This is a genomic window from Reinekea forsetii (genome assembly GCF_002795845.1).
Lineage (GTDB): Bacteria > Pseudomonadota > Gammaproteobacteria > Pseudomonadales > Natronospirillaceae > Reinekea > Reinekea forsetii.
In genome coordinates, this window is record NZ_CP011797.1 from 1,825,652 (window position 1) to 1,843,971 (window position 18,320).

The 18,320-nt window shown below is 51.1% G+C and carries 17 protein-coding genes; 7 read left to right on the forward strand and 10 right to left on the reverse strand.

Translation table 11 applies throughout. The features are described 5' to 3' along the window. Positions 1 to 3 precede the first annotated feature (3 nt). Positions 4 to 393, reverse strand: a complete 390-nt coding sequence (locus REIFOR_RS08525; RefSeq protein ID WP_100257153.1) for a hypothetical protein — start codon at positions 391 to 393, stop codon at positions 4 to 6. Between the two features lie 95 nt (positions 394 to 488). On the opposite strand from REIFOR_RS08525, the gene REIFOR_RS08530 reads away from it, so the two are divergent. Beyond that, a complete protein-coding gene (locus REIFOR_RS08530; protein WP_100257154.1) occupies positions 489 to 1,562 on the forward strand; it encodes a 3-deoxy-7-phosphoheptulonate synthase in 1,074 nt (357 codons plus the stop codon). A gap of 85 nt (positions 1,563 to 1,647) precedes the next feature. Then, on the forward strand, positions 1,648 to 2,802 hold the full coding sequence (locus REIFOR_RS08535) for a cation:proton antiporter domain-containing protein (protein WP_100257155.1): 1,155 nt from the start codon (positions 1,648 to 1,650) through the stop codon (positions 2,800 to 2,802). Here the strand turns inward: REIFOR_RS08535 and REIFOR_RS08540 are convergent. Further along, positions 2,779 to 3,540, reverse strand: a complete 762-nt coding sequence (locus tag REIFOR_RS08540; RefSeq protein WP_145980265.1) for an alpha/beta hydrolase — start codon at positions 3,538 to 3,540, stop codon at positions 2,779 to 2,781. The two genes, REIFOR_RS08535 and REIFOR_RS08540, sit on opposite strands and share 24 nt — an antisense overlap. A 155-nt stretch (positions 3,541 to 3,695) precedes the next feature. Between REIFOR_RS08540 and lexA the strand changes: the two genes are divergently transcribed. Continuing rightward, the gene (lexA, locus tag REIFOR_RS08545) at positions 3,696 to 4,298 is read left to right on the forward strand and encodes a transcriptional repressor LexA (RefSeq protein WP_100257157.1); all 603 of its coding nucleotides are present in this window, start codon (positions 3,696 to 3,698) and stop codon (positions 4,296 to 4,298) included. Between the two features lie 40 nt (positions 4,299 to 4,338). Here lexA and dnaQ read toward each other — a convergent pair whose 3' ends face one another. The 3 genes from dnaQ to REIFOR_RS08560 are packed head-to-tail and all read right to left on the reverse strand — an operon-like array spanning position 4,339 to position 6,301. Beyond that, a complete protein-coding gene (gene dnaQ, locus REIFOR_RS08550) occupies positions 4,339 to 5,064 on the reverse strand; it encodes a DNA polymerase III subunit epsilon (protein ID WP_100257158.1) in 726 nt (241 codons plus the stop codon). Further along, positions 5,061 to 5,504, reverse strand: coding sequence for a ribonuclease HI (gene rnhA / locus REIFOR_RS08555; protein ID WP_100257159.1), 444 nt, complete (start codon positions 5,502 to 5,504; stop codon positions 5,061 to 5,063). The genes dnaQ and rnhA overlap by 4 nt, the downstream gene beginning before the upstream one ends. Next, positions 5,501 to 6,301 carry a class I SAM-dependent methyltransferase gene (locus tag REIFOR_RS08560; protein WP_145980266.1) on the reverse strand — a complete coding sequence of 267 codons (801 nt, stop codon included), beginning with the start codon at positions 6,299 to 6,301 and terminating at the stop codon, positions 5,501 to 5,503. Before REIFOR_RS08560 ends, rnhA begins: the two co-directional genes overlap by 4 nt. A gap of 121 nt (positions 6,302 to 6,422) precedes the next feature. Here REIFOR_RS08560 and REIFOR_RS08565 point away from each other — a divergent pair, with 121 nt between their 5' ends. After that, positions 6,423 to 8,192 (forward strand): lytic transglycosylase, encoded by a 1,770-nt coding sequence (locus REIFOR_RS08565; RefSeq protein WP_100257161.1) that lies wholly within the window; start codon positions 6,423 to 6,425, stop codon positions 8,190 to 8,192. Positions 8,193 to 8,253: 61 nt separating this feature from the next. On the opposite strand, the gene REIFOR_RS08570 is transcribed toward REIFOR_RS08565, so the two are convergent. From REIFOR_RS08570 to sohB, 3 genes are all read right to left on the reverse strand, one after another. Beyond that, entirely contained in the window at positions 8,254 to 10,455 is a 2,202-nt protein-coding gene (locus REIFOR_RS08570) for a glycosyltransferase (protein ID WP_100257162.1), read from the reverse strand. A gap of 120 nt (positions 10,456 to 10,575) precedes the next feature. Next, a complete protein-coding gene (locus tag REIFOR_RS08575) occupies positions 10,576 to 11,271 on the reverse strand; it encodes a lysophospholipid acyltransferase family protein (protein ID WP_145980267.1) in 696 nt (231 codons plus the stop codon). A 165-nt stretch (positions 11,272 to 11,436) separates the two neighbouring features. Continuing rightward, positions 11,437 to 12,444, reverse strand: a complete 1,008-nt coding sequence (sohB, locus tag REIFOR_RS08580; protein ID WP_100257164.1) for a protease SohB — start codon at positions 12,442 to 12,444, stop codon at positions 11,437 to 11,439. Positions 12,445 to 12,573: 129 nt separating this feature from the next. Between sohB and REIFOR_RS08585 the strand changes: the two genes are divergently transcribed. After that, positions 12,574 to 12,885: an SCP2 sterol-binding domain-containing protein gene (locus tag REIFOR_RS08585; protein ID WP_100257165.1), complete on the forward strand. Its 312-nt coding sequence runs from the start codon at positions 12,574 to 12,576 to the stop codon at positions 12,883 to 12,885. Positions 12,886 to 12,937: 52 nt separating this feature from the next. Here REIFOR_RS08585 and REIFOR_RS08590 read toward each other — a convergent pair whose 3' ends face one another. After that, on the reverse strand, positions 12,938 to 14,590 hold the full coding sequence (locus tag REIFOR_RS08590; RefSeq protein WP_100257166.1) for a FimL-related protein: 1,653 nt from the start codon (positions 14,588 to 14,590) through the stop codon (positions 12,938 to 12,940). A 315-nt stretch (positions 14,591 to 14,905) separates the two neighbouring features. Between REIFOR_RS08590 and dusA the strand changes: the two genes are divergently transcribed. Continuing rightward, positions 14,906 to 15,961: a tRNA dihydrouridine(20/20a) synthase DusA gene (dusA, locus tag REIFOR_RS08595; RefSeq protein ID WP_100257167.1), complete on the forward strand. Its 1,056-nt coding sequence runs from the start codon at positions 14,906 to 14,908 to the stop codon at positions 15,959 to 15,961. A gap of 138 nt (positions 15,962 to 16,099) precedes the next feature. After that, entirely contained in the window at positions 16,100 to 16,912 is an 813-nt protein-coding gene (locus REIFOR_RS08600; RefSeq protein WP_100257168.1) for a DNA replication terminus site-binding protein, read from the forward strand. 10 nt (positions 16,913 to 16,922) lie between these two features. On the opposite strand, the gene sthA is transcribed toward REIFOR_RS08600, so the two are convergent. Beyond that, positions 16,923 to 18,317, reverse strand: coding sequence for a Si-specific NAD(P)(+) transhydrogenase (gene sthA, locus REIFOR_RS08605; protein ID WP_100257169.1), 1,395 nt, complete (start codon positions 18,315 to 18,317; stop codon positions 16,923 to 16,925). Positions 18,318 to 18,320 lie beyond the last annotated feature (3 nt).

Consider the following 18,320-nt stretch of genomic DNA (forward strand, 5'->3'; position numbering starts at 1 on the left):
GCGCTAGAAAAAACTTTTTCGCTTTATACCCTTAATTCGGTAATCCTCGATTTTCCGATTCACCGCCGAAACCTCACAGCGAATGTAGGCCGGTTCGCGCTCCACGCCTCTGATCACCAGATCGGCAAAGATGGTAAAGGTCTTCTCGGCGATGTTAAAACGTGAGGATTGCTGATCAAAGGTCGCTTGCAACATGTCCACGCCGTAGTCTTCTCGGGCCTGAGCAATACATATTTGAAGTGCTTGCGGCTGCGTGAGATTGATATCGACTTGTGGCTTGACCGCTTGGTTATTCTTCATATAGTTGTAGGTTAGGATGGTCGCACCCAATACCACAATGGTAACCATAGCAGCGGGAAGGAAGATGCGATTTATGCGATCTTCTTTGTTCATAACATGTGTCTCCTGTAAATAAAGATGTACGGGTTGTAATTATTTATGTACTCGCCTATGATCGTTATATCTTCAGCAACCGCTACGATAAGACAATGACAATAAATAAGATAGAAAACCTGAACATTGCTAGCCAAGAAATACTGATTACCCCGGCTCAACTGAAACAAGACGTTCCCGTGACCGAAACGGCGAACCTAACCATAGCGCAGGGTCGAAACGCGGTTCGTAATATCTTAGACCGCACCGATCCACGTTTAATCGTGGTCATCGGCCCCTGTTCTATCCATGATACGAAGGCCGCCATCGACTATGCCAAGCGTTTAAAGGCAATCAGCGATGAAGTGCAGGACACCCTGTTGCTGGTAATGCGGGTTTATTTTGAAAAGCCTCGTACCACGACCGGCTGGAAAGGCCTGGTTAACGACCCCTATCTGAATGACAGTTTTAAAATTTCCGACGGCCTACATATCGGTCGCCAGCTGTTATTGGACATCGCTGAAATTGGCCTACCCACGGCAACCGAAGCGCTGGATCCTATTTCCCCCCAATACTTACAAGATCTAATCAGCTGGTCGGCCATTGGTGCCCGTACCACGGAGAGTCAGACGCATCGCGAAATGGCGAGCGGCTTGTCGTCTGCCGTTGGCTTTAAAAATGGCACCGATGGCGGGCTCGATGTGGCCATCAATGCATTAAAAAGTGTTTCCTCGCCGCATAACTTCCTTGGTATTAACCATCAGGGTCAGGTATCGATTATCACCACCAAAGGCAATGGCTACGGCCATGTCGTTTTGCGCGGCGGTGATGGCAAGCCCAATTACGATTCAGTATCGGTAGCGGTCTGTGAAGGCCAATTGAGCAAGTCGGGTATCGTGCCCAATATCATGGTCGACTGCTCTCACGCCAATTCCAATAAGGACCACAATCTGCAAATGCTGGTGGCCGACAATGTCGCCAATCAGATCGTTGAAGGCAATCAATCGATCATCGGCGTGATGATTGAAAGTAATTTGGTGGCCGGCAATCAAAAAATCCCAGCCGATCTTGCCGATTTAACCTACGGTCAATCAGTCACCGATGCGTGCATTTCGTGGGATGCGACCGAGCAGTTGCTGCGTTCGATGCGCGATAAGGTCAAGCCAATGTTGAACAAACGCCCTTCCTAACCGGGCGCAGTTGAAGGATACTGGTTTCACTATAGTGAAACCTTTATCCGACTCCTGAATTCCACCAACTTCGGCAAAAAAATTTATGGTTTTTTCCTTCTTTCTGATCTTCACCGGCGCCGCGGTGCTCGCAACCCTTGCGCTCTATACCCGGCAGCCCTTGTTGATTGCTTACATCTTGCTCGGGGTCCTAATTGGACCCTTTGGCTTTTCGGTGGTCGAAGACACCCAATTGCTGACGGATATTTCCGAGATCGGCATTATTTTTCTGTTGTTCTTGCTTGGCCTGGACATGCAACTGTCTAATCTTATGACCACCTTAAGAAAAAGCCTAGTGGTCGGCATTGCCAGTTGTGTGACCTTTGCGGTGACCGGATTTGCGGTGACCCGGTTGTTAGGCTTTGAGGTGGGCGAGGCTATTATTATCGGGCTCTGCCTGATGTTTTCCAGCACCATTATCGGTATTAAGCTGCTCCCTACGACGGTTTTGCATCATCGCCACTCTGGCGAGCTGATGGTTGGCATTCTATTGATACAGGATTTCATCGCCATCTTGGTGCTGTTGGCCATCGAAAGCTTTGGTCAAGAGACGGTTAATACCTGGACCCTAATCAAACCCTTGGTTATGTTACCGATCTTGATTCTGGGCACACTGGGCGCGGTCAAGTACACCATATTGCCGCTCTTGAGTCGCTTCGACCGATTCCACGAATATATCTTCTTGCTGGCCATTGGCTGGTGTTTGGGGGTTGGAGAATTTGCGCACCTGATCGGCCTGTCCTATGAAATAGGCGCCTTTATCGCTGGGGTTAGCTTGGCCAGCAGTCCGATTTCTCAATACATTGCCTTGAATCTCAAGCCCCTGCGCGATTTCTTTCTGATCCTGTTTTTCTTTACCTTGGGTGCTCAACTTAATCTCCAAGTATTGTCGACAGTGATGATCCCGATGGCGATCTTGACCGTGCTGGTCTTGCTAGGCAAACCGATTGTGTTCCATTCTTTGCTGTTACGGCTCAGCGAAACCAATCACCTGGCCTGGGATATAGGTTATCGACTGGGCCAGATATCGGAATTTTCACTGCTGGTGACCTTTTTGGCCCAAGGTTCCGGTTTGCTCTCCGAAAAGGCCGCGGTATTGGTTCAGTCCACAGCCATAGCGACCTTCGCCCTGTCCAGCTATATCATCGTATTCAATTTCCAGAACCCGATCGCGGTCTCAGACCGACTTCGACGAGACTAGCTTATAGATCTCATCATGGACCTCTGACGGCTTAATCCGGTGGATCCGAGCCTGCTTACCGGCATGCCGACGGGCCACCGTCTCGGCGCTACTTTGGGTGCACAGCCAGATGATATTACCCGCCAACTGCTGAAGGGTCTGAAGTTGCTGGCGGGTATTCTTATGCCGAAAGCGCGCGAACAGCCCCTGCCGGCTGAGCTGGCCTTTGAATAGACTGACCGGTTCCTGTTCCGACCCGGTGCCGCTAATCCAGTGTCGACCAATCAACTTTGACTGCTTGAGCCATTTCAAACCGGGAATCCAATAACGTCTCAGCCCGCGCACTGAGCCGGCATCGATTAGGATGTAACGTTTGATATTGCGCAAGCCCGCCAGACCCAGTAACACCATTTGCGAGCCAAGGCCGCGTGCCACCAGAGTAAGGGGTTGACCGCTCTTCTCCTCAATAAAGGCGGTCACCGACGATAGATCGAGGGCCGCCATCTCTTCGATGTGATTTAATTGTGGCTGTTTATTTTTTTTAGACGAGCCGTGCGCGCGCCAATCCATCAGCCAGACCGAAACGCCCTGGGCCAGCAGTTTGGCAATCACTGGCTTACACGGTCCGTCAGTCCACTGCCAATGACTTTCGAACACATCGTGGACAAACAAGACCTGATCCCCGTCTGGGTTTCGGTTGGCGTGTAAATGAATCAACGCAATTTCAACCGAGTTGTCTTTGCTCTTATTCGGCTTCAATGAATAAGAGTCTTCGAAATGATCTGCTCGGACTTCTGCGGAGATAAGTTCTACTGGAAATAATTGACTGCTACTTTTCAAACGATTTATCCCTTTACAGCCGACCTTGACTGTATATAATCACATGTACTGTACATAATAACAGGCGCTAGGTTATGGAAAAACTCACGGCAAGGCAACAGCAAGTTCTCGATGTCATCAAAGATCACATTGATGATACGGGATACCCACCCACAAGGGCAGAAATCGCCAAGACTCTTGGCTTTAAATCGCCCAATGCCGCCGAAGAACATATTAAGGCACTGGCGCGCAAAGGTTATATCGAAATTGTTCATGGCGCCAGTCGTGGTATCCGCTTACCCGCGTCTGAGACCGGGTTGCCGGTTGTTGGCATGGTTGCCGCAGGCTCCCCAATACTGGCCGAAGAACAAATTTCCGAATATTTTGACCTGCCCAAGGGTCTGTTTCACCCTAAAGCCGATTTTATGCTGCAGGTTCAGGGCCTCAGCATGAAGGACATCGGCATACTCGAAGATGACCTGATTGCGGTCCATAAGACCGACCGGGTGCGCAACGGCGATATAGTCGTGGCGCGCGTGGGCGACGATGTTACCGTTAAGCGTTATGAGAAAAAAGGTAATCTCGTTACCCTATATCCTGAAAATGCCGACTTTAAGCCGATAGTGGTGAATGTGACGGAACAGGACTTTGCCATCGAAGGTCTTTATGTCGGCGTTATTCGTCGTTCAATTCACTAAAAAGTGGCCCAAACGGCTGATCGTCAGCCGTTCTAGCGTATTAGTCGGGTGTCGGCCAATCGATTACCGACGCGGATTTTTTGGCGATCAACTGCAACATGTCCTGATGCGCACTTATCTCTTCTGCCGTTGGGACAATTTTAACAAGGTCGCCCTGCACCGTTGCTAAAGCAGATAAGTCTAATGCATTGGCGGCTGCCGGCACTGGATCGGAATCATCCAAGAGCAAGTCAGTTTGACCACCAGTCAGCATCAGGTACACATCGGACAGTATCTCTGAATCGAGAATTGCGCCGTGCAATGTGCGGTGGGAATTGTCGATGCCATAGCGTTTACAGAGCGCATCGAGTGACACTCTCGAGCCTGGATGTTTTTCTCGCGCCAGCTTTAACGTATCTAATACCCCACAGACTGACTCCAAGGCCTTAAAGGTCGTGCCCTGCTTATTGGCCAACAACTGATATTCGGCATTGAGAAACCCCATGTCGAAGGCCGCATTGTGGATAATCAGTTCAGCGCCGTCGAGCCACTGCCACAATTCATCGGCAATCTGGGTGAATTTGGGTGCATCTTTGACCTGCTCATTGGTGATGCCGTGAATAGCGACAACCTCTTCGGGGATATCGCGTTCAGGATTGAGAAAATAATGCAGTTGCCGCCCGGTCAAGCGTCGGTCGATCATCTCCAAACAACCGATTTCTACGATTCGATCGCCTTTCTTGGGGTTCAATCCCGTTGTTTCTGTATCTAATACGACCTGTCTCATGATTTCCCCATCTTATCCATAGCGTGATTGGCCAGGCGGTCGGCCAATTCATTCATCGGGTCACCCGAATGCCCCTTAACCCAATGCCAGGATACTCGATATCGACCCATTAACTGGTCGAGTTCCTGCCACAGGTCCTTATTTTTAACCGGTTGCTTGCTGGCGGTCTGCCAGCCATTCTTCTTCCAGCCCCGAATCCACTGGGTAATACCCTGCTTCACATATTGCGAATCGGTGTACAGACGGACCGCGACATCTCTATTAAGGAACTTTAGGCCCTCAATCGCCGCTAATAACTCCATACGATTATTGGTTGTTAGCGCTTCGGAGCCGTTTAATTCCTTGCGATGTTCACCCCACAATAACACGGCGCCCCAGCCACCGGGACCGGGATTACCACGACAGCCACCGTCGGTGTAAATCGTCACCGGCGTGCTCATCGGGGCTGCTCCCGGATGGTGCTGTTGGCGGTAACCGACGAATCCATAAAACTGCGCCGCTGACGTTTGGGACTGGTGTGAATTTTGCCAAATACCTGTTTATAGCCGACCAGGAGGTACACAGCCCCGGTGAAGGGCAGCAGTTTGCGTTGGACATGTTCGCCTAGGGCAAGATTTTTAAGCCAAGCCGGGCGATTCATGGGCGGTAAAAACAGGTGCTTTTCCTGTCTTTCTAGCTCGAAGTTGAGCAGTTGCATCCAATCGGCTACCCGACCGCTGCGAAGAAACCTGGAATTCCAAACGCCATAACCGGACGGTCGGCTTTGAATCATCGATCGCAACCCCCATAAGCTAAGCGGGTTAAACCCCAATACAATCAGCAAACCGCCCGGTTTGAGCGCCAAAGCGCCCTCCCTCACCGCTTGGTAGGGGTTTTCACATAAATCCAGTGTGTGATGCATCAACAGCATATCCAAGCTTTCCGGCTCGAACGGGAGGTCTTCGGGTTTGGCACACACCACGGGACAATGGGCTCGATTTTCCAATTGCGAGACAATAATGCCCGACCCAAACAAGCGCTGCTCAAACAGGATTTCATGAAAGCCGCTGTCCAGCTGAACCATCGACGCGCCAAAACGCCCCGAGATAGCCCGAGAGATCAGGCCTCGCTCAGCCTCTATTAACTCTTGCCCCAAGGCCCCTTGGTACCACTGCGACAAAATTAATTCCTGATATCGGGTATCATTTGGACCGTGGCGATAGACTTGTTTAAACCCTTGCCCTAGTCTTTTTACCAATATAAACACCTTGATACTATTTTAAATGCCCGATTCGGGTCGAATTCCTTGCTACCTGAAGCAGAGGAAAATAGAATTATCGCCGATCTATCCATTCGTCTCAATAAACTGCTGCGACTCAATGATATTAATTAAAAAAATTACCACCCTCGGTGCCAGTCTGTTATTGACTGCCTGTAACCTGATACCCGTCGAACGGGTCAGTCAAGAAGCGCAAATCGCCCCCATTACGGCTTCAATAAACACGCCAGCGATTGTAACCGCCCCGGCCATACAGACGACTCAAACCATTGAGCCTGCTGAGCAGACATCCCCGATCCAGGCCAATGTCACCAGCGACCCCAGCCAAGAAGCACTCGCTCAGACGCTTCGGCGAATACAGAGCACAATATTGCTGGCCAATATCACACAAAGCGAGCCTTTTTGGCATCTGCCCTTAGATTTGACCCGCCCAGACCCTTATGCCCAATATCCGGACGATCTTTACCAGGTCATCAGACGCAACCTTCATTTCAATCTAGAAATAGATGATAAGCGGGTTGCCAGCCAATTAAAATGGTATGCCTCCCACCAGAATTACCTTAATCGAGTCAGTGAACGCGCTTCGCGCTATATGTTCCATATCGTTGCCGAACTGCAAGCGCGTGATATGCCGATGGATCTGGCGTTACTGCCCATTGTTGAGAGCGCCTTCGATCCCTTTGCCTATTCCCATGGGCGGGCGTCCGGTATGTGGCAATTCATACCGTCAACCGGGCTTATGTTCGGTCTCAAACAGGACTGGTGGTATGACGGGCGCCGCGATGTGGTGGAGTCGACCCGCGCCGCGCTCGACTATCTGACCCATTTAAATAAGATGTTCGATGGTGATTGGTTATTAGCCTTGGCGTCTTACAATTCAGGCCCGGGCACGGTCAGGAAAGCACAACGAAAGAACCGCCGAGCGGGCAAGGCTACGGATTTTTGGCACCTTGACTTACCGCGCGAAACCGAAGCCTATGTCCCTAAGATGATTGCCTTGGCCACATTGTTTAAGAATCCCGAGGCCTATGGCGTGGTGCTCCCTGAGGTATCTACTGAGCCCTTTTTCAAGATTGTTCAGACCGGTGGGCAGATTGACCTAGCTCAGGCTGCTGCGCTGGCCAAGATGGAACTGAGCGACCTATATATGCTTAATCCCGGTTATAACCGCTGGGCGACAGATCCTGATGGGCCCCACCAATTGCTGGTCTTTACCGATCGAGAGCAGATCTTTAACGATAATATTGCCCAGCTGCCTAGCAATCAACGATTAACATGGGATCGTTATAGCATTGTCAACGGCGACTCCCTGATAACAATTGCTCGAAAGTTTAATGTGACGGTGAGCGTCATCAAGGATGTTAATGGCCTCAAAGGCAACCTAATTCGAGCCGGGGATAAATTAATGATTCCGGTCGCCAGCGAAAACGACAACTTTTACGCCCTTTCGGCGGATAGTCGCTTAAAGGTAAAACAGGATGCCTTGGGTAGCTCGGACCTGACTCGTATTGACCATCGAATCACTTACGGAGACACCTTCTGGGATCTTTCGATGAAATATAATGTCAGTGTGAAGAGCCTGGCTAAATGGAACAATATGGCCCCGCGGGATCTGCTTATGCCCGGCCAATTGCTTGTGGTTTGGGTGAAGCCTAATAGGGTGACCAGTGCCAGTGCCAGTGCCAGTGCAGACCAGCGAAAGATCGTTCGAAAGGTCGGTTATGTGGTCCGAAACGGAGATTCTCTGTACCGAATTGCCGACAAGTTCAATGTGCGAATCAGTGACATTCAAAAATGGAACGTTGTCTCGAAGTACCTGCAACCGGGTGATCGCTTGACACTTTACGTGGATGTCACCAACATCAACTAAATGTACCCGTACTCAACGCCCTCGACTCGATCATATTGGGCGCGTTGCAACCGCCTCGACGTCAGCGGTCAGGAGTAGCTTGATTTCGGGCTATGACACGCCGATAGAGGCGCTCGATAGACATAGCCATATTGGCTACTGAATATTTCTGCGCAAAAGTACGACTGTTACCCGCCATCGACGCTCGCAAATCCTCATTTTCAAGCAATGATATAACGGCGGCGGCCCAACTGGCGGTGCTTTCTGGTACCTTCATGCCGTTATAGCCTTGTTCAATCACATCATGCACACCGCTGGCCCGAACGGCGACAACTGGGCACCCTCCCGCCATGGCTTCGAGCAACACCATACCTTGGGTCTCAGAGGTTGACGCGAAGACAAAGATATCGGCCGCGAGATAGGCCCGCACGAGCGCGGCTGGCGCCATGCTGCCGGCTAAGACCACCTGTTGTGCCAAGCCGGTCGCATTGAGGCAACGTTGCAAGTGACGCCGTTCGGGTCCATCGCCCACCAACAGCAAGCGAAAGGGCACCTGAGTACCCTGCTTTACCATTTGAATGCCCTCAAGCAGAAAATCCAGGTTTTTCTCTTTCGCCAGCCGCGACACACTAATCAACAGCCGTTCACCGGGGCTGGCGTAGTTTGCCCGCACGGCTGCTATATCATCAGCGTTGTGGCCATCATAGGCGGTCAAATTTATGCCTGTGGGAATGGTTTCGATAAGCGCACTCACCCCCAAATGGCGCAAATACTCTTCCGTGGATGTCGTGGGGGTAATGACCGCTTGGCAGCGATTGGCGAATCGGCGAATCAGGAAGTGTACCAGCAGGGCCTTCAACTGCTCGCCCGGCACGGGCAGATAATGGACATAGCGCTCCATTCGGGTGTGGTAGGTAAAGACGACGGGGATCTTGCGCCGCCGGGCCAACCTCATGCCCTTGGTGCCGAGCCAATAAGGATGGTGCACATGAACCACATCGATGTTCTGGGCCGAGAACTGCTGGCGTGTGATAGGCGACCAAAGACTGGCCAAGGGGAAATTCATTTTTTGGCTAAAACCGACAGACGGTATCCGGATAACCTGGGAGTCCGGTTCAGTCATCAACGGCAGACTGTAGGTCGGGGCGAAGACCCTGACCTGGTGCTGACGTTCGATTAGGCCGCGGCGCAGCCGGTCAATCGAAATGGGCACCCCACCGACAAAGGGCAAATAGGTGTTGGTGAACATTGCGATGGTTAATGGCTCGGCGTTGGTTTGGTCATCTGCCTGGCTGAAATCTTGATAATAACGATCCTGTTTGATGATCTTAGCATAGACCCGCACGCACACTAATCCGAGCAAGGTTATGGTCACCAGCAAGTTAAACAGACTCATATAGAAAAATGAAAATAAGAACAGTTTGATTGTTTCAAACTTGTAGCGCATATTCCCGAGGCTTTTTTCAACCACAACGGGCAAAAAATCCGTCCTTTCACCCTGCACCCTTACCAGGGTAAATTGATACTTATCTTGTTTTTCCAATAGCAGGCCACCGATTTGTCCGACGCTAACATAGTTGACCCGATGCTGAAGCTGCTGAGAATAGCCGCCCTGGCCAAGCGAAAAAACAGCCGTGACTCGCGCCGCAGCAAATTGTGCTAATAGCGGGTCGCTTGGCTGCCCGCTTGACTCATCGGCTGCGAGATCAGGCAACGGGGAATAATTCATAAACACGAAGCGCTGCCGAAACCGCTGGGCCAGCGCCAACTCCTCGCTCAACCAACGTTGTTGCCAAGCCAAGGGGGTATGGCCGGTGCCATCGAGCATGATGAAATAGCTGTCAGCTAGATGAAACGAATACAAAAAAGGCCCAAAATAACGATAGTAGTTTTGCGCCCCGAAACCTTCGACCTCGTTTTCCCCTACCGACAACAGGAACGGAATATTGGCGCGGGTCATCCCCTTATATAACAGCTGGTACTTTGACTCGGCACCGTCATAGACCGCATTACCGGCCGAAATAATAAAATCGACCTGATGGCTGAGCAGCTCAGGAACCACCCATTTGTCAAAAATCTGCAGTGAATTATTCATCGAGCCAACCACGGCGAAATTAAAGTCCGTTTTGTCGCGCAGCGCCGCCTCAATGGTATCAACCTGTTGCGCATTGATCGCCTTGTAGTCGATGTAGGCTAGGTAGGTATAGGCTCGAAAACAGATGAGCATCAGAGCTAACAGCAACAAGAGCGCCAAGGCCAGGTTCAAATTGTTTTTCTTAGTCATGGGCGCGTTCCCTGTGCGCTAGAAGCAGGCTCTATCGACCAAAACCAGACCCATAAAAACGCGCTATAGACGTTTACAGCATGCCATGAGGCGGCCTGTATGGCCCGTTACAGCGCGAACTCACGGGCGCCGTCCGTTAAAATTGACGAATCGCTCGACCCGTTGATCGACAGCCAAAATATTACGCTCGAGCTGTTGTCGCCACTGTTCCAGCTGGTCGCTATTCAAAGTATCGGGAACGGTCACGGGTGCGCCAAACATTAGCGTAACCTGGCTAAAGGGCAGCGGAATTTCCAAGCCATCCCAACGTTTCGAAAGGACGAACTTATGCTTACTGGCGACCGATATGGGAATAATCGTCGCATTCATCTTCGAGGCAATCCAGACGATACCGCTCTTAACCTGGTGTTTAGGGCCCAAGGGACCGTCTGCCGCGGTACCGACGCTATTATGCTCCTGGCGCACTCTGGCGAGCAGGCTGCGCATCGACTGACGAGTAGCCCGGTTTGGAATCAATAGACTGCTAAAACCAAAGCGTCGAGAGATCGTCGCGATGGCGTCACCGCGATCCGACTCACTGCTGATAACACAGCCTTGATAGCCTTGTAATAGGGGCAATATGGGCACATATTTACCGTGCCAAAAGTACAGAAAGGTTGGTTTATGGCTGTTGTAGGGGTCATCATAGAAGCGGCGATCGACGAAGCGAATTCGCCAGGTCAGTTTCAAAATATACAGACCCGCGGCCGCAAGGTGACCGCGCCATTGACGCAAATTTGGGTTGCTAGGTTTCACTGTGTTACAGCGACGTTGCATGTCCGGCTCCCTGCCCTTTCCGATATCCCTGATGCCAACCATGATATTGACCGCGAGCTTTAGCACAACCTAGGCATGGCCCCACGGTATCACAATCACCAATTAATGCCGTTGTGGTACGGCCCCAGGCCGCGGTCGATCGGGCTCACAGGGCCTGCCCCGCTACTAGGGTAACCAACGTTTGCGCAACTGACCCTCAAATGCGCCAAATAAGGCCGCGCTTGCGCCCTTGATGCGCTGCTCGAGGCTCTTGTGCGGGACCCATTGCACCTTGTACACCTGTGACTGTGCGCAAACCTGTTGCAAATATGCATCACTGGTCGATATTTCGTCGACCAGTTTTAACGTGAGCGCGTCTTCGGCCAGCCAGAAATCCCCTTCAGACACCTGGTCGATATCGAGTTCACTGCGGTGACGTTTGACCAGTGCTTTAAAATGACCGTGAATGGCGCCCAGATCCAATAAATGCTTTTCCCGACCCTCATCGGTATTTTCCCCCAAGAGGGTTAAGGGTGCCTTATGTTTACCTGCGGTTAACACATCCACATCGACATCCAAGCGTTTCAGCAAGCGATGGACGTTGGGTATTTGTGACACGACGCCAATGGACCCTACAATGGCGAATGGCGCGGCTAAGATGCGATCGGCAACACAGGCCATCATATACCCGCCGCTTGCGGCGACCTGATCGACACAGGCCGTCAAGGTTAACCCGGCATCGGTTAAGCGCACCAATTGGGACGCGGCCAAGCCGTACCCGGTTACCGAACCACCTGGGCTTTCGATGGCAATTATGACCTCCTCTCCGGGCTGGGCAATGCTCAGTATGGCGGTCACTTCTTGGCGTAAATTGGCTAATTGAGAGGCATGAATATCGCCTTTAAACTTGAGGTAATAGGCGTTTTTAGCTGTATCCTCGGACTTTTCAGCACTTTTATCGGCCACCTTGCGCGCTTTAAGGACCTTTTTTAGGGCTTTCTTGCTGAGCATTTGGTGGCGCATACGCAAACCAATATCATCGAACACTCGATTAAGATGCTGAATAACGAGTTTGCCTTGATTGGGTCCCTCACCGCCCAGTTTGGATGCCCGGACGAGCACGCCCAGTAACACCACAGCGGCAACGAGAAACGTCAGGGTTTTAAGTAAGAACAGGACATAATCAGACCACAAAATAGTACACTCCTAATATTTGAACGACTGTTTCAAACATATGTTTGATTTTTAAACTTCGCTACACCTACAATGTATACAGGCACTAGTTGGTGTCAACACTCAAACTTTGCAAGAGGAGCAAACCGGATGAGCAGCCTAGTAGACGCTTTTAACCAGATAGAGTCCCGTTTTAATGCAACCGCCGCGGCCGGTCTTGATGTTGTGTTTCAATTTACCATTGATGATGACGCTTACCACCTCGTCGTCAAGGACGAAAACTGTACCTTAACGGTCGGCGAGCACGAGGATCCGACGGTCACCCTGATTATGAATAGGGCCACCTTTGAAGAGGTCGTGAGCGGTGAATTGAACGGCATGCAAGCCTTTATGGCCGGCCGACTGCGCACCGAAGGCGATATGATGTTAGCGACTCGATTAGCCGCCCTATTTTCCCTCTAACCCTGCGTCCTGCTTACCGCTACCGGCTTAGGACGGTAGCTTGGCCAAGTCGCTAAACCTTGAGGGAATTGAGCGAATGCACGGCTAATTTCAAGATATCCAGATTTTCGCTGGAACTCAGCAATCCCTCCAAATAGAACTCCAAGCTCGACAGCGCATCGGCAAACAACTCCAGTTGGTCGGGATCGATCAGTGTGCCCTTTTCAAGCAGCTCGCGCTGAATAAACACGATGATCCGAGACACAATAGTCGCGGCCTGGTCGCTGTTTAAAAATATCAGCGCACCGCGCACTCCGGCCAGCGTTGCGACGACATTAGATAGGTGCAGCCGATCCCCTTCAGAGTCCATATAGGCTGAAATGGCGCGTTTGGCTAGGGCCAAACCGCCCTCCGATTCATCGATTAAAATCACGCGGGCCTCATGCAATTGCACCTGAAATGCCTTATTTTCACCCTCCAAGTCTTTCTGCGAAAAACCTTGGAGTAACCTAGCCAGTGCGCTTTCAGCATAGAGTACGACATCGGCGATGGCTAGCAGCTCATCATGGCTAGGCGCGGCACTGTCGGCCCAACTGCCGACTATATCGGCCTGCCCTTTTAACACGTTAGCGGGGCTGGTTAAGCCCACCATGACATAGATATCGGCAACTTTTTTCAGACGATTGTGCAATTCTTTGGCCGAAAAAGGCCCACCTCGGGCGACCTGATCGACCGAATCCTTAATCGCGGTAATATCCTCCTTTAAGGCCTCCGCCACACTGGCCAGGACACCTCGACCGGGACTAAAGAGCACTTGGCGCTGCTCTTCGAGCATTGCTTCGCTATAGGGTAGGCGCGGCAGCTGATAGAAATTGGCGACCTGAAGGGCCTTTGGGCTATCGCATTGGTTCAATGCCAGTAAAAACAAAAATTCCTTGATCAGGGCTATGTTGTTCTGTTGTCTAAGCGACTCCGGCGCTTTTAGGATTAGGCTTCTCAGCTCCCGCTCCAGTAAGGAAAACAAACGCTTTCGAGTCGGCGTCATGCTCGCCTCGTTAACCACCATGGCGTCCAATGCACCTGAGGCAACCCACCAGAGCGGGGCACAGGGTGCATTGCCTAACAGCTGATCGATTCGGCCAATGGCCAAGGCCATATAACGCAGAGCGCCTTTGGCTCGATCCCCGCGAATTACATGCAACAGACCGGCCTGGTACATCTGTCGAAACTTACGTAATTTAACCAGCGTGTCTCGGGTTATTCGTACCGGCACCTTGGACGGTACCTTACTGGGTTTAAAGCTAAACTGGAAAAAATAGCCTTCCCCTAGGACCGGGGCTTTGCGGGCTAAACGCAAGGTGTTGATAGCGGGCAGCAAGACAGCAGGCACCGCCTTTTGTTGCAGACTCAGCAATTCCAAATAACGGGTCAATATTACCAGGGTTTGACTAACAGCTTCTAATATCGACTTAACACCTTGCTCGGTTATCTCAAGGCCATCGGGCAGCGCGTTTAAAGCCGTATTTATTTCATCACACACGGAGATGGCGCCGCTCTCCTCCAAAACCTGAAAGATGCCCCGCAATTGCCGAACGCAGTCCTGAACTTCTTCAAGGGACGCCAATTCGCTGCTGTTCTCGCTAAAGTCTTGCAAAGCGGATTGGGCTTGTTGAATCGTTGTGCCAAGTTCGCCCTTGATCGCCTCTGCTGAAAAAATTGCACTCATCTGGTCACCCAACTCCGAACTTTTTCATCGTCTCTGTGTAATGTTAGCTTGTTATTCACCACGAGTAGGTCAATTTACCCCTTCGTGATCGGCCATCACTCTTTGCGTCCCCTGCATTAACATGCGCTAATCGGCAAATTCGTCCCTGCTAAAAATACTGACATTGCGTCCAAGAGTCTATGAACAGCCGGGAAACGCGACATCTATAGGGTAAAGATGTGTCCGACATCACGCTCTAGAGCATTTAATAATAGTATTTTCTGTGCTGACGAAAGACCGTATACTGCCTTTTTCATCAAGCATTTCGTCTATCCTATGTCTTTAGCGTCCCAGCCTTTAACAACGCAGTCTACAAAACCCCATGCTCAGTACCCGCACAAGTATTCCGTTGCACCGATGATGGATTGGACCACCAGTGAATGTCGTCAGTTTCACAGGTTACTGACCAAAAAGGCTCTGCTCTATACCGAAATGGTCACAACAGGGGCTCTAATTCACGGCAACACCGAACGGTTTTTACGCTTTTCGGCTGCGCAAGAGCACCCGGTCGCGCTGCAGTTGGGCGGACATGATGCGCATGATCTGGCGCATTGTGCACAGCTTGCTCAGGATTATGGCTATGATGAGGTCAATCTCAATGCGGGTTGTCCCAGTGATCGGGTTCAAAACGGTATGATTGGTGCCATCCTAATGGCCCATGCGCAACTGGTCAGCGATGCGCTCAAGGCCATGTCAGATCGGGTTGACCTACCCATAACCATAAAGCATCGAATCGGCATTGATGATTTTGATAGCTATGCCTTTTTACGCGACTTCGTTGGTACCGTCGCACAGTCCGGTTGCACAACCTTTATTGTGCATGCCCGGAAGGCCATCTTGAAAGGCCTGAGTCCGAAACAAAACCGTGACGTCCCGCCCCTCGACTATCAACGCGTTATTCAGTTAAAAAGGGATTTCCCAGAATTGCATATTGTGATCAATGGCGGCATTAAGGACCATGGTCTGGCTCAGGATCTACTGGATCAAGGCGTGGACGGCGTCATGGTAGGCCGGGAAGCTTATCAAAACCCCCTTCTTCTGCTTGAGGTTGACAAGCTTTTCTACCAGTCGGCCGACCCCTATGACACGCCAGAGGCGCTCAATGAGGTTTTAATCGACTGGATTCGACTCAAGGTGGCCTCGGGCACACCGCTAAAGTACTTGGCGCGTCATATGTTGGGTCTATACAGCGGACAAGCCGGGTCAAGAAAGTTTCGTCGTCATCTGAGTGAAACCATGCATCCAATTGAGGCTCCGCCGGATATCTTCGAAACAGCCCTGGCCTTTATCAAACCGATTGGTTTCCGCGGGCTCCAAGAATATAGCGAGTAAGGAAGACGGCCATCGCTAAGGTGTTGACTAACGCTTGAAACGTGGCGCCATGCCGATTATTATAATTTAACCCATTATAGATAACGGTATAAAATGGAACACTCCATCTTTAAACAGTTTGAACACCTAAGATCGACTATGTTGATTTTTGCCCGGGAATTGAATGACCAGGCCAAGGTTCAATGGCTAGCTCCCTGGCATGGGCTGGGCCAGTCGGCAACCATAGAAGATATCCTGTTTGATCTCTGGTATCACGAGGACCAAGATGGGCGGGAAACGCGCGTCTATCCTGGACTCATCGGCCTGACGCGGCAACAATTCACCTATGCCAATGAAATCAATATCGCCAAGGACACCTTTCGTAGCACCATTGCGCAGATTAAAGAGCTCGATAAGGCCAATTGGCGAGAGATTCAGGGTCGATTAGCCCGCCGTTACCAGGCTCTGAATGACCAGATGTCGCGCGAGGGCTTAAATCGATTGCATTTAAAACAGGTGTTTCGGCATTTGCCACTGGTCGTCAGTCGGCCCGAAAAGGTAGGTTTTAGTTGGTATACCAGCGGCCGTTCAATCAAGAAAACTAGCAAACAACAGGCCTATGAGTTGCTTTGTAAGCTCAATACCGACTCCAGCCATATCCGCATTCAGCTCGAACGACTGGCTAGCCTGAGCGACGATGAGCCCCTAGCGCGAGTGCAAAAACAGGCACCGATACTGCGTGCTAATCTAATCTTTGCCGACAAAAAACGACGCTCTCTTAATGTCTCCTTGCCACTGCTCTTCCCGCACGAAGGTAAGGGCGAATTGCCGGAGTTCAATGTACCCCCGATCGAACCACCACCCCAACGGACTCGGCTTGTGCGCAGCGACAATCGAATCGATGATGATGCTTTTTTGCCATCGATACGGGTACATCGCTATGCTAGCGCAGTCAAGCGCGCCTTCTATTAAATGAGCTGCATTAAAACAGTCGATTCAAGCCATTCAGGGCGGCAACCCGGTAGGCCTCGGCCATGGTCGGATAATTAAAGGTGTGCTCGAGAAAGTAACGAATCGAGTTGCCGCCACCCTTCTGCGCCATGATGGCTTGGCCAATGTGGATGATTTCCGCAGCCTGATCGCCGAAACAGTGGATACCCAGCAACTCGGTGGTCTCACGGTGAAAGAGCAATTTTAATACCCCGGTCTCCTCGCCGGTAATTTGGGCTCGGGCGGTATCTTTGAAGTAGGCTTTGCCCACTTCGTAGGGGATTTTGGCTGCGGTCAGTTCCCGTTCCGTCTGACCGATGGTGGAGATTTCTGGGATGGTGTAGATACCAGTCGGCACGCTATTGATCTTACGATAGGTGCCGTTATTTGAAATCACCCCCGATACCGAACGTCCTTGATCATAAGCGGCGCTGGCGAGGCTGGGCCAACCAATCACGTCGCCTACGGCGAAGACATGCTCTATGGTGGTCTGATATTTATCGTCAACATCAAGTTGGCCGCGCTGATTGGCAGGCAAATCGATAGCCGATAAATTTAACTGGTCGGTATTGCCGGTACGGCCATTGGCCCACATGAAGGCATCACACTTTATTTTCTTGCCCGAATTGAGCGTCAAGATGACATGATTGTCGAACCCTTCGACCGATTTAAAGGTTTCGTTGTGGCGAATCAACACCCCATGGCCGCGTAAGTGATAACCCAGACCATCCGAGATTTCATCGTCCATAAAGGCTAGTAGGCGGTCTGCGGGATTGATTAGATCCACCTTTGCCCCTAGCCCGTTGAAGATCGAAGCATATTCACAGCCAATGACTCCGGCGCCATATATCACGATGTTGCGTGGGGTCGTAGCCAAGTCAAGGATGGTGTCACTATCGAAAATCAATGGATGCGTAAAGTCGACTTCGGGCGGACGATAGGGCCGAGAACCGGTGGCAATCACAATATTGGTCGCCTTGAGCGTCTCGACCTTATTGTTCTCCAGCTCAATTAAAATAGTTTGGTTGTCTTGGAAATTGGCCTGGCCAAAGAACAAGTCCACCTTATTACGGGCGTAAAACCGGGCGCGCATGGCAGTTTGCTTCTCGGTCACCTTTTGCGCCGTCAAACGGATCTGTGCGAAAGATAACCATTTTTGTTCAGACATGTTGCGGAACATGGGATTGCGGTTGTATTGCATAATCTGATGAACAGCGTGGCGCAACGCCTTGGATGGGATGGTGCCCTTGTGGGTGCAGTTACCGCCCACCTCGCTGCGCGCATCGATAACAGCTACCTTCAACCCAGCCTTACTGCCGTTCATGGCCGCACTTTCACCCGAGGGCCCGCTGCCTATTACCACTAGATCATACTTATGTTCCGACATTAA

What these genes read in the sequence shown, in the direction of transcription:
- REIFOR_RS08525 (WP_100257153.1), bottom strand. Translation starts at nt 393, where the DNA reads ATGAACAAAGAAGATCGCATAAATCGCATCTTCCTTCCCGCTGCTATG.
- REIFOR_RS08530 (WP_100257154.1), top strand. Translation starts at nt 489, where the DNA reads ATGACAATAAATAAGATAGAAAACCTGAACATTGCTAGCCAAGAAATA.
- REIFOR_RS08535 (WP_100257155.1), top strand. Translation starts at nt 1,648, where the DNA reads ATGGTTTTTTCCTTCTTTCTGATCTTCACCGGCGCCGCGGTGCTCGCA.
- lexA (WP_100257157.1), top strand. Translation starts at nt 3,696, where the DNA reads ATGGAAAAACTCACGGCAAGGCAACAGCAAGTTCTCGATGTCATCAAA.
- dnaQ (WP_100257158.1), bottom strand. Translation starts at nt 5,064, where the DNA reads ATGAGACAGGTCGTATTAGATACAGAAACAACGGGATTGAACCCCAAG.
- rnhA (WP_100257159.1), bottom strand. Translation starts at nt 5,504, where the DNA reads ATGAGCACGCCGGTGACGATTTACACCGACGGTGGCTGTCGTGGTAAT.
- REIFOR_RS08565 (WP_100257161.1), top strand. Translation starts at nt 6,423, where the DNA reads ATGATATTAATTAAAAAAATTACCACCCTCGGTGCCAGTCTGTTATTG.
- REIFOR_RS08570 (WP_100257162.1), bottom strand. Translation starts at nt 10,455, where the DNA reads ATGACTAAGAAAAACAATTTGAACCTGGCCTTGGCGCTCTTGTTGCTG.
- REIFOR_RS08575 (WP_145980267.1), bottom strand. Translation starts at nt 11,271, where the DNA reads ATGCAACGTCGCTGTAACACAGTGAAACCTAGCAACCCAAATTTGCGT.
- REIFOR_RS08585 (WP_100257165.1), top strand. Translation starts at nt 12,574, where the DNA reads ATGAGCAGCCTAGTAGACGCTTTTAACCAGATAGAGTCCCGTTTTAAT.
- REIFOR_RS08590 (WP_100257166.1), bottom strand. Translation starts at nt 14,590, where the DNA reads ATGAGTGCAATTTTTTCAGCAGAGGCGATCAAGGGCGAACTTGGCACA.
- dusA (WP_100257167.1), top strand. Translation starts at nt 14,906, where the DNA reads ATGTCTTTAGCGTCCCAGCCTTTAACAACGCAGTCTACAAAACCCCAT.
- REIFOR_RS08600 (WP_100257168.1), top strand. Translation starts at nt 16,100, where the DNA reads ATGTTGATTTTTGCCCGGGAATTGAATGACCAGGCCAAGGTTCAATGG.
- sthA (WP_100257169.1), bottom strand. Translation starts at nt 18,317, where the DNA reads ATGTCGGAACATAAGTATGATCTAGTGGTAATAGGCAGCGGGCCCTCG.